At 40.9% G+C, this 10,509-nt stretch carries 11 protein-coding genes and 1 tRNA gene; 7 read left to right on the top strand and 5 right to left on the bottom strand.

Annotated features, from left to right (window positions below; genetic code table 11):
* The 3 genes from WC310_05575 to WC310_05565 all read left to right on the top strand — a co-directional run.
* A partial coding sequence (locus tag WC310_05575; protein MFA5359251.1) for a DEAD/DEAH box helicase family protein occupies positions 1–1,815 on the top strand: 1,815 nt, incomplete at its 5' end.
* A 37-nt stretch (positions 1,816–1,852) separates the two neighbouring features.
* Positions 1,853–2,479: an MFS transporter gene (locus WC310_05570; GenBank protein ID MFA5359250.1), complete on the top strand. Its 627-nt coding sequence runs from the start codon at positions 1,853–1,855 to the stop codon at positions 2,477–2,479.
* A 66-nt stretch (positions 2,480–2,545) separates the two neighbouring features.
* Complete coding sequence (locus WC310_05565) at positions 2,546–2,686, top strand: hypothetical protein (GenBank protein MFA5359249.1); 141 nt, start codon at positions 2,546–2,548, stop codon at positions 2,684–2,686.
* A gap of 74 nt (positions 2,687–2,760) precedes the next feature.
* Here WC310_05565 and WC310_05560 read toward each other — a convergent pair whose 3' ends face one another.
* Positions 2,761–3,894 (bottom strand): hypothetical protein, encoded by a 1,134-nt coding sequence (locus WC310_05560; protein MFA5359248.1) that lies wholly within the window; start codon positions 3,892–3,894, stop codon positions 2,761–2,763.
* 24 nt (positions 3,895–3,918) lie between these two features.
* Between WC310_05560 and lexA the strand changes: the two genes are divergently transcribed.
* The gene (gene lexA / locus WC310_05555) at positions 3,919–5,526 is read left to right on the top strand and encodes a transcriptional repressor LexA (protein MFA5359247.1); all 1,608 of its coding nucleotides are present in this window, start codon (positions 3,919–3,921) and stop codon (positions 5,524–5,526) included.
* Here lexA and WC310_05550 read toward each other — a convergent pair.
* From WC310_05550 to WC310_05535, 4 genes are all read right to left on the bottom strand, one after another.
* Positions 5,518–6,210, bottom strand: a complete 693-nt coding sequence (locus WC310_05550; GenBank protein MFA5359246.1) for a TaqI family restriction endonuclease — start codon at positions 6,208–6,210, stop codon at positions 5,518–5,520. The genes lexA and WC310_05550 overlap by 9 nt on opposite strands.
* 4 nt (positions 6,211–6,214) lie before the next feature.
* Positions 6,215–6,433 (bottom strand): helix-turn-helix transcriptional regulator, encoded by a 219-nt coding sequence (locus WC310_05545; GenBank protein MFA5359245.1) that lies wholly within the window; start codon positions 6,431–6,433, stop codon positions 6,215–6,217.
* A gap of 138 nt (positions 6,434–6,571) precedes the next feature.
* A tRNA-Ser gene (locus WC310_05540) sits at positions 6,572–6,661 on the bottom strand.
* A 54-nt stretch (positions 6,662–6,715) separates the two neighbouring features.
* Positions 6,716–6,958, bottom strand: a complete 243-nt coding sequence (locus tag WC310_05535; GenBank protein ID MFA5359244.1) for a hypothetical protein — start codon at positions 6,956–6,958, stop codon at positions 6,716–6,718.
* 55 nt (positions 6,959–7,013) lie between these two features.
* On the opposite strand from WC310_05535, the gene WC310_05530 reads away from it, so the two are divergent.
* Genes WC310_05530 through WC310_05520 form a run of 3 tightly spaced genes read left to right on the top strand, consistent with a single transcriptional unit; the run spans position 7,014 to position 10,332 of the window.
* A complete protein-coding gene (locus WC310_05530) occupies positions 7,014–8,078 on the top strand; it encodes a hypothetical protein (protein ID MFA5359243.1) in 1,065 nt (354 codons plus the stop codon).
* A 9-nt stretch (positions 8,079–8,087) separates the two neighbouring features.
* Positions 8,088–8,948, top strand: a complete 861-nt coding sequence (locus WC310_05525; GenBank protein ID MFA5359242.1) for a PD-(D/E)XK nuclease family protein — start codon at positions 8,088–8,090, stop codon at positions 8,946–8,948.
* Between the two features lie 10 nt (positions 8,949–8,958).
* On the top strand, positions 8,959–10,332 hold the full coding sequence (locus WC310_05520) for an alpha/beta fold hydrolase (protein MFA5359241.1): 1,374 nt from the start codon (positions 8,959–8,961) through the stop codon (positions 10,330–10,332).
* The last annotated feature ends 177 nt before the right edge of the window (positions 10,333–10,509 follow it).

Raw genomic sequence — 10,509 nt, 5'->3', positions numbered from 1 at the left:
AACGGCAAAGAGATTTACGCTATATCCATGAAAACCGGCGAAGAAGGCGAAATTGCCGACTTTCCAACACCTCACGAACTATGGAACAAAATATTTTCTAACTGGAATAAATGGAAAGAAAAATTTGCGAGCGTGCCAAACGAAGGCGAATATGGCAAGCGTTATTATCAGGAAATTGCCATCAATAATATTTTGAATGCGGTAGCGGAAGAAAAAAACAGAATACTTTTGACCATGGCGACCGGAACAGGAAAAACCGCCGTGGCTTTTCAAGTCGCTTGGAAACTTTTTCAAACTCGCTGGAATTTGAAACGAGACGGCGCGCGAAGACCAAGAATTTTGTTTTTGGCAGATAGAAACATTTTAGCCGACCAGGCGTTCAATGCTTTTTCCGCTTTTCCTCAAGACGCGCTGGTAAGAATCAATCCTTTGGATATTCGTAAAAAAGGCGGAGTGCCGATGAGCGGCAGCGTTTATTTTACGATATTTCAGACTTTTATGAGTGGTCCAGACGGAACGCCGTATTTCGGCGATTATCCGGCAGACTTTTTTGATTTTATTATTATTGACGAGTGTCATCGAGGCGGCGCCAATGATGAAAGCAACTGGCGCGGTATTTTAGATTATTTTTCTCCCGCCGTTCAACTGGGTCTAACCGCTACGCCAAGACGACAAGACAATGTGGATACTTACCGATATTTTGGAGAACCGGTTTATACTTATTCGCTCAAAGAGGGAGTGAATGATGGATTTTTAACGCCATTTAAGGTAAGAAGAATTCAGACGAATATGGATTATTATACATACACTTCAGACGATAAAGTTATTGAAGGCGAAGTGGAACAAGGCAAGATTTATGACATAAATGATTTTAATAAAAATCTTGAGATCATAGAACGAGAAAAGTATTGTGTGGGAGTTATCTTGAAAGAAATTAATCAGAACGAAAAAACAATTATATTTTGCGCCAATCAACCGCACGCATTGTTGATAAGAGATTTGATAAATCAGATGAAAGAAAGCAAAGCCCCGAATTATTGCGTCCGGGTCACAGCTAATGACGGCGCGCGCGGCGAACAATTTTTACGAGAATTTCAAGACAATGAAAAAACAATTCCAACGATTTTAACAACTTCGCAAAAACTTTCTACCGGCGTGGACGCGCGCAATATCCGCAATATTGTTTTAATGAGGCCGGTTAATTCCATGATTGAATTCAAGCAGATTATCGGTCGCGGAACCAGGCTTTTTGACGGCAAAGAACGGGAAATTAAACATATGATTTCAACTTCGTTTTATAGCGCGGACGGCAAACCGATTTCAATTCAAGAGTTTATGGATAATATGTTTGGCGCTCTGCCGGAATTTTTCAAGAGCGAAGAAGAGCTCCGGCGTATTTGGTCAAATCCAACGACCAGAAAAGCATTTTTGGATAATATTGCCGAAATTGGTTTTGGCAAAGGCGAATTGGAAACACTGCAAAAGATGATTGATGCCGAAGAGAGCGATCTTTTTGATGTCTTGACTTATGTATCATTTTTAACACAGCCAATTTCCAGAACGCAAAGAGTAGAGCAATCAAAAGACAAAATTTTTAAAGGATTGGATGAAAGGCAAAAAGAGTTTTTGGATTTTGTATTGTCTAAATACGAAGCCAAAGGAGTTGAGGAGCTTGGCGAAGAGAAATTGCCGGTATTGCTCAATTTGAAATATCACGCCATTGCCGACGCGGAACAATCGCTGGGAAGCGTGGACAGTATCCGCTCAATATTCTTTGCTTTTCAGAAAAATCTGTATGCGAAAGTAAAAGCTTAGGTGAGGTGCCGGCTAACGCAATTTTTACATAAAACCTATGTCCAAACGCGGAACCAAACTACAATACTTTTTTCTCAAAGACATTAATCCGGTTGTCCGGTTTCTCATTATCTCCGATACGGTGCTCACCGGCGCGGCCGGACTATTGGGGCCGATTTTTGCGCTCTTTATCACGGAATTCATTACCGGCGGCAACGAAGCGGTCGCGGGGCTGGCGGCGGCAATTTATCTTTTCACCAAAAGCGTTCTGCAGATTCCCATCGCGCACCTCATTGACAGAATTCGCGGGGAAAAAGACGATTTTTGGCTCATGTTTATTTTTACCGTTCTCATCGCCTTTGTTCCTTTGCTGTATTTGGTTATCAGTACGCCGCTTGAGCTTTATATAGTACAATTTGTATTAGGCGCCTTTACGGCATTTACGTTCCCGACCTACATGGCGATATTCACGCGCCACATTGACAGGGAAAAAGAGGGGACTGAATGGGGGGTTTACTTTACGCTCACTGATTTGACGAGCGCGGCGCTGGCGGCTTTGGGCGGCTACATCGCGGTTTCGTCCGGATTTCAAGCTCTTATCATTACGGTTGTTATCCTTTCGTTTGGCGGCGCGTTGCTTTTGTGGCCGATAAAGCCGTATATCAAGGCGGCAACAAAACATTAGTTTTTTTAAAAATAAAAAATAGCTCCACCCAGGGCGGAGAGGCAACATCTTTCAATTTCGCTGAATATGAAAATTGGCGGGGACGATGTCCGTAAGTTTGCACCTTTTGCTGCCTCTATTGAACCAAAAATGAGGGAATTACGCAAATTATACAGAAAAAATCCGAAATGGTTTGAGGTTCCTAAGTTTGCGATTAAGGTTTATTAGAATACTATTAGTATAAATTTTGGAGTGTGCAAAATTTTAACAATAATTCAAGGCTCCAAAAAAACATCTTAAAACTAATTACTGCTCTCTTTTTCATCCTTCTTGCCATTGTTTGGCGTTTTAGATTGTTCAGATTTTATTTTTTTAATGTAATCATCAGGAGACAGCCCAACTATCTTGTCATCAATATTAACAACATGCCCGACTTTTTCTCCATCTCTTATATCATTCTCCATCCAATCAGAAGATTCTTCCCATTTTTTCTCCGAATTGTTAAGCCTAAAGACAATGGGGGAATAAGTTTCTTTGCTCAAGGTATCATCAGTTAAACTCGCTAATATCCTTTTAGCTTCTGTCAATGCGTCTTCCGCTTCGTCTAAAGTTAAATTTATACTGAAAAGAAAAACCACAGTCTTTTTCCCTGCTTGTTTTATGACCAACGCGATGTCGTTCTTTTTACTGGGATTTATTTTTTTTGTATTAAAAACTTGTTTGACTGCCTGTTTAAATTTACCCCATAAGGCATCATTCAAATCTTGTAGCGTATTTTTAACAACCCATAGTGTTATAAGTTCCAAACAAGTTTTTAGAACAAAAGGTAAGAGATCGGGACCGCCAAAAAGCGGTCCGCGCCATTTAATTGCATCTTTATACTTTTCTTCCAATTCTGCTTCGAGTCTATCGCGTTCTGTGTAGTCGCATATTTCGATTTCATCTTCCTTCTTTGTGGTTGCTTGTCCTATACGTTCTCTTTCAGCATTGTAATTTTCTAAGTCTTTTTCATATTGAGTGATTCTCTGTCCGATAGTTTTTTGTCTTTCAACAATTGATGGGTCAACTCCACCTTTAGGTTCAAGTTCGCTAACAATTAGCGGAATAAATAGATCACAGTGCTTTTGGTGTGTGCTTAACTTGAGAGCGATCCGACCTTGAGATTTTACAATAAACGGCACGTTAAATTGGCTAAATTGAACGGTGGTGGAAAAACTAAGTTTTCTCTTAAAAATTGAACATACATCGTGCTTAATATCGGCGCTTACAGTATTAGCAAACTCAAATCCATCAACATCAACAAAACTGCCGAGGATTCTGTCATCTATGCTACCCCAATTAGTTTTTAAACAAGATTTTGCAACTTGTCCTGAAAGAATAAATGAGGCTCCAACATGTTCGTATGGCTTAGGGCTTATTACTTTAATTTTGCTCATAAAGTGAATTTTAACTCTTACATTGTGGATAAATCAATTTTTGACTTTCTATTTTCTTTCTATTATACTATAATTATAGAGCTAATAAAAACTAAGGTCAAGTTCATGCTAACAAAAAGACAAAAACAAGTTTTAGACTTCATATCCTCCTATCATGAGAAAAAGGGCTATGCCCCCTCTTTGGAAGAAATACGCAAAAAATTTAAACTTGCCTCTGTTTCTACTGCCCATTTTCATGTCAAAAAACTGCGGGACTTGGGATTTGTAGGCAAACAAGACAATAGACCAAGATCAATTAATATTTACGAGAATGAAAAAATGGTAAATATACCATTACTTGGTTTGATCGCCGCCGGACAACCTATTGAAGCAATTCAAAATAAAGAAATGATTGCTGTGCCAAAAAGCAAAATATCCCACACTGGCGAATTTTATGCACTGCGGGTAGTTGGAAATAGTATGATTGATGAGAATATAAACGATGGAGACTTAGTTTTGGTTAAACAGCAGGATACCGCCGAGAACGGCCAAAAAGTAGTTGCCTTGGTAGATAATTACGAAGCTACTTTAAAAAAGTTTTATAAAGAGAAAAATCACATAAGATTACAGCCAGCAAATAAAACCATTGAACCTATTATCATAAAAAGAGATAAGGAGTTAACAATACAGGGTATCGTTATTGACGTATTAAGGAACGAGGTAGATTTACAAGCGGAAAAACTTTTTGAAAGTAAAGAAGTAAAAAGAAATAAAACACTTCCTTTGAATAAAATTATTTTGAGTGATGCTGTAGAAGAATTAAAAAAATTGCCAGATGAGAGTTGCGACGTTATTATTATTGATCCACCATACAATATCGGGAAAGATTTTGGGAATAATCTTGATAAGCGTGAATTAAATGAATATGTTGCTTGGTGTAAAGCATGGATAAACGAATCAATCCGCGTAATGAAGCCGACAGGGACAATGTTTATATACGGATTTAGTGAAATTTTAGCGTACCTTTCTGTTGAAATACCAATAAATAAAAGATGGCTCATTTGGCACTACACAAATAAAAATGTTGCCTCTTTGAATTTTTGGCAAAGGAGTCACGAATCAATAATTTGTGCTTGGAAAGATAATCCAATTTTTAATCGCGACGAAGTAAGAGAGCCTTATACTGAAGGTTTTTTAAACGGCGCTGCCGGCAAGATACGCAAAGGCACTATAGGCAGATACAGTAAAGGCGGACAAGAAACTGTTTATAAGGCACATGAAGGTGGTGCGCTACCAAGAGATGTAATTAAAATACCAGCATTAGCTGGTGGGGCTGGCATGAACGAGAGGTGGTTTATCTGTAAAACTTGCGGAGGAAATGTTTTTGAGCCAAGAGAATTAAAAAATCATACTGATCATGAAATAGTTAAACATCCTACACAAAAACCGCTTGAAATTTGCAGAAAATTAATTAAATCAGCTACACCCAAAAAAGATGGCGTGGTACTAGTACCATTTGTTGGAACAGGGGCTGAATGTGCAGCCGCAAAAGAGTTGGGTCAAAATTATATCGGATTTGAAATTAATCCTGATTATGTAAAAATAGCAGAAAAAACAATTTCTTCAGTAAAAATTATATCCAAGCTATTTTAATTTAGAGTCAATTTCTTTTTTCTTTATTTCAAAAATTGTTGGAGTGAAAACAACAAAACCATTATTAAATCTTTCTAATTTTTTATTAGCAATAAATTCTTTGTAAGGCTTTCTCCATTCGCCCTTCTTAGTTTTAGGATTATCAAAAACATCGTTTGTCGGAACATTATAAAGAATATCAATAAATTCTCCGTCTAATTTTGTTTTTGATTCTTTTTGTTTTCTAACTTCCCGACTATGTGTCTCTTTCTTAACTTGATAGTTAAATTTTTTGTTTTTGTAAGTGACTCTAAAATCAGCACCTTGATGATCTAATACCTCTGACATTTCCACGCTACCAGCCCCAAATACTGATTCAGCAACATAACCGGCATGTATTTGAGTAATAATACTTGCCCATGTTCTATAAATTCTTGCGGGCAAACCCAAGTAAAAACATTTATCACACATTAAAATTTTCTTTCGGAAACTTTCAATATTATCACCTAATCTTTTTAGATATTCTTTATAAAAATCATCATAATCTATAAACTTTTTTTTATCCCAATAAATTTTATACAATAAAGAAATAGCCTGAATATCTTTTGGTAAATCCATCTCAACAATCTTTATAGGTCTAAATCTGTCACGATATGCATGAAGATCAACGGTCTTTAAAAATTTACTAAATTTTTCTAAATTCATATTTTTAAATAAAATAAGTCAGGTCTTTTTTATAAAGTTTTGCCAATTCTTTTAATTCTGCAATATCCAATCGTCTTTCTCCACATTCAATTTTAGAAACAAAAGATTGCGGCTTGCCGAGCTTATCTGCAACGTCTTCTTGCTTTAAACCTAATTCAAGTCTAACCTTTCTCAGGCGGCTAATAGTTGTTTTATAATCATCAGTGTGTGTTGATTTTGGCATATTTTTATAAATATAGTTTATATCCTATTATGGTATATCCCAAAATAGGTTTTGAGCATTTTACTTAAAATAGCACCTTTTGGGTGCTATTTTGGCTTTCAAAATCCCTTATTTTATCGAGGTTCAAACTTGGTAATCTGGCGGAGAGGGAGGGATTCGAACCCTCGAACCGCTTGCGCGGTTAACACCTTAGCAGGGTGCCCCGTTCGACCACTCCGGCACCTCTCCCAAAACTGTTTTCATTATACAGAAAGCGGGAAATATTGCAATAAATCAGACAGTTTATTCATGTTCTGCTTTGACTTTTTGTTCGCGAAGTGGGAAAATAAAGATAGTATAACCTACTAATTTAAAAGTTATGTCAGAAAAAAAGTGCGATTGCGGCATGCCGCTGGATGAGAACACCGCCTGCTCGTGCGAGCCGAGCGTGTGCGTGCACTGCTGCACCTGCGCGCCGGACTGCGAGTGCGACTGCCGTAGCAAGCGATAGCTTCCGCAAAGGATGCGCCGCGCAAAAATCGCCAAAGGAGGCGATTTTTGTTATACTAAAACAAAAGGCTAACTTACTTAATTTATATCTATGGACATTTTAAAACAATTCAATGAAAAACCGGTCGCTACGCTGGTGAAAGCGGCCGGCATTATTCTGGCCGCGATTGTTCTGGTGGCGATTTTCGGACTTTTTTTCCGTATCGCCGGTTCGTCGTTCAGTGCCATACATTCTACGGTTTCAAGTCAGAATGCGCCCAGTATCATATCATCAAGCATGGGAATGGCGCCGGCCTACGACAGCAGTTATTCAATCAAAAGCGAGGAAATGTATTCAGGCAGTGATGCCGGAATGGCGTTGTCCGTGCGCAACATTGCGCCGGTGCCGCCCGTTGCCGGCACGACCGGGGATATGGCCGAGGAGTTTGAGGTGACCGATTACAGCGCCACCATTGAAACACGCAAATTGGATGACACCTGCAATGCGGTTTCGGATTTGAAGGCGCGCGAGGATATTATTTTTGAAAATGAAAATCGCTACGAGCGGGGCTGTAACTACGTCTTTAAAGTCAAAACGCCGGCGGTAGGCGAGGTCGTTTCATTCATCAAAAATTTTGACCCCAAAGACTTTGCTGAAAATTCATATACAATACAGTCGCAAATTAAAGATTTTACCTCCGAAACCGAAATTTTACAGAAAAAACTTGACTCGGTGAATGCGACCCTGAACGATGCCATGGACGCCTACGATGAAATCAGCAAGCTCGCCACCAGCGCGCGCGACGTGGAAAGCCTGGCCAAAATTATTGACAGCAAGTTGCAGCTCATTGAGCGTCTGACGCAGGAACGCATCAATATCAATGAGCAATTAGACCGGCTTAGCCGAGCCAAAGCCGAACAACTGGACCGGCTGGACTATACGTATTTTCGCGTGAACGTGGTTGAGAATAAATACATTGACGGCCGTACCATCAAAGACTCCTGGCAGGCTGCGATTAAAGACTTCGTGCGCAACATCAACCAGACCGTGCAGGATGTTACGATTAATTTGCTCGCACTGATTTTCGTGCTCGCGCAGTACGTGCTGTACTTCTTCATCATGTTAGTCGTCATCAAGCATGTCTGGAAGTTCGCCCGCGCTATTTGGAAAAAATAACTAAATCACATGTCTGACAAATTCGCCGCCACCTGGGCGTCGCACTCATCCATTACGGATTTTTTGGAGTGTTCGCGCGCCTACTACCTTAAAAATGTCTACCGCGACCCGGTGACCGGACATAAAATCACGCTGATGGCGCCCAGTCTTGCTTTGGGCCAGGCTGTGCACAGCGTTTTAGAGTCACTCTCCGTGTTGCCTGCAAACGAGCGCATCACGCTGGAACTTCTGCCAAAATTTCGTAAAGAGTGGGAAAACATTGCCGGAGAAAAAGGCGGCTTTTCCGGCGTTGACCAGGAGTACCGCTACAAAAAGCGCGGCGAAGACATGCTGCAACGCGTCTACGACAATCCGGGTCCGCTCGTAAATTTGGCGGTAAAAATAAAAAAAGACCTGCTCTACTACTGGCTTTCCGAAGAAGAAGAGTTGATTTTGTGCGGCCGCATTGACTGGATGGAGTATTTGAAAGACCAGGATGCCGTGCACATCATTGATTTTAAAACCGGCCAAAAGCGGGTGGAAAATTCACTGCAGCTGCCTATTTATTATTTGCTCGCTACCAACTGTCAGAACCGCACCGTGGCGCGCATGAGTTACTGGTATTTGGCCATGGATGACGCGCCCTCGCTTTTGGAATTGCCCGACGCGGAAGCCTCCCGTCTGAAAATTTTGGACATCGCGCGTCAGATGAAGCTCGCGCGTCAGTTGAAAAAATTCGCCTGTCCGCACAACGGCTGCCGCGCCTGCGAACCGTTTGAGCGCATCCGCAAAGGCGAGGGCAAACTCATCGGCACGGATGACTTTCGCCGCGACGTCTACATTCTGCCGCGCGTCAGCGACATTGACGACGCCGAAGAGGTTATTTTGTAAGTTAAAACGTATGCAAAAGCTCTTCATCAGAAATCGCAAGAATCAAAATATGGCCGTGGTTGTGGAAGAAACACCAAATGCCAAAGGCATGGCCTTTGTCATGCACGGTTTGGGTGGCGATAAGTATCAGCCGCACATCCAGGTCTTCGTCGCCGCGTTCAAGGAGCACGGCTTGAGCGTGGTGTATTTTGATACTACAAATACCTTCGGCGAAAGCGACGGTGATTATGCGGACGCGACCCTCACCAATTATTACGAAGATTTGGAAGACGTTATCAACTGGAGCAAAACGCAGAGGTGGTATGCGGAGCCGTTCTGGCTCTGCGGCCACAGTCTGGGTGGCATCTCGGTTGCCCTGTACGCGGAGAAGTATCCAACGCAAGTGAAAGCGCTTGCGCCGATTTCAACCGTGATTTCCGGCAAGTTGAGTCTGGAAACGCCGCGGTACAAAAAGAATTTGGAAGTATGGCAAAAAACCGGCTGGCGCATTGAAGAGAACGCGGAAGTCCCGGGAAGAATTAAAAAATTAAAATGGTCGCATGTGGAAGACCGCCTGCACTACGATTTATTGCCTCAAGTAAATAAATTGACCATGCCGGTGCTCCTGATTGCCGGTGAGCTTGACAACAGTACGCCGCCCGTGCACCAAAAAATGCTTTTTGACGCTCTGCCCGGGCCCAAAGAGTTCCACGTTGTCGCAGGTGCGCCGCACACCTTTCGCGCGCTACAGCATCTGGCCGAGATTAAAAAGATCATGAGCGAGTGGATAGGGAAGTATCTTGAAGATAATGTCATCTATGTTTTTATCGATGCATCTAACCTGTGGGCGGCACAGAAAGCCAAAGGAAAATTTTTTGATTACGAAAAATTAAGAAAATTTATAAAAGAAGAATTTAATGGAGTCGCTATAGAAGTTTTTTATTATACTGCCTATCCGGCCGACGGCACCAGAGAATACAGCCTGGAAGGAAAACATAAATTTTATACCTTTCTTAAAAAGGGTTTAGGCTTTAAGGTGCGTAAAAAAGAATTAAAAAGAATCATCACCGCCAGTGCCGAGGGTCAATCTGTAGAAGAAAAAGGCAATATGGATGTAGAGATAGCAATTGATGCGGTCCATCATTCTAAAAAATATACTATCGCCGTCTTGTTTTCCGGCGATTCGGACTTTTTGGCTTTGGTGACGTATCTAAGGAACGGCGGCAAAAAAGTCTATATCTTTTCTTCCAAGAATAATATTTCTGAAGAATTAAAAACGGGTGGGGATGGTTATTATGACATACTAAATGTGCAAGAGGATATTTGGGGGAGAGAACTACGTTATAGGGACCAAGGAGGCGAAAACAAAACAACCCTCCGCGAAGAGGGTTGTCCTAAGATGTGATGCCCTTTCAGTCTATAGAAGAACTGAAAGACATTTTTAATGTATACTATTTTGACAGAAAAGTCAATAGTTATACACAAGAGAAATAATAGTGCCTTTCGGCATTTTTGTTTGACTTTCAATTTTTTACCTTACAAGATGGAAAATAATCACAAGCGTGATGGTGTTTTTTTTCCA

It is taken from the genome of Patescibacteria group bacterium (genome assembly GCA_041653535.1).
Taxonomy (GTDB): Bacteria; Patescibacteriota; Patescibacteriia; order JACRDY01; family JACRDY01; genus JBAZFH01.
Note: the sequence above shows the minus strand (reverse complement) of the source record. Positions and strands in the feature narration are given on the sequence as shown.

What these genes read in the sequence shown, in the direction of transcription:
- WC310_05530 (MFA5359243.1), top strand. Translation starts at nt 7,014, where the DNA reads ATGGACATTTTAAAACAATTCAATGAAAAACCGGTCGCTACGCTGGTG.
- WC310_05570 (MFA5359250.1), top strand. Translation starts at nt 1,853, where the DNA reads ATGTCCAAACGCGGAACCAAACTACAATACTTTTTTCTCAAAGACATT.
- WC310_05525 (MFA5359242.1), top strand. Translation starts at nt 8,088, where the DNA reads ATGTCTGACAAATTCGCCGCCACCTGGGCGTCGCACTCATCCATTACG.
- WC310_05520 (MFA5359241.1), top strand. Translation starts at nt 8,959, where the DNA reads ATGCAAAAGCTCTTCATCAGAAATCGCAAGAATCAAAATATGGCCGTG.
- WC310_05545 (MFA5359245.1), bottom strand. Translation starts at nt 6,433, where the DNA reads ATGCCAAAATCAACACACACTGATGATTATAAAACAACTATTAGCCGC.
- WC310_05560 (MFA5359248.1), bottom strand. Translation starts at nt 3,894, where the DNA reads ATGAGCAAAATTAAAGTAATAAGCCCTAAGCCATACGAACATGTTGGA.
- WC310_05565 (MFA5359249.1), top strand. Translation starts at nt 2,546, where the DNA reads ATGAAAATTGGCGGGGACGATGTCCGTAAGTTTGCACCTTTTGCTGCC.
- WC310_05550 (MFA5359246.1), bottom strand. Translation starts at nt 6,210, where the DNA reads ATGAATTTAGAAAAATTTAGTAAATTTTTAAAGACCGTTGATCTTCAT.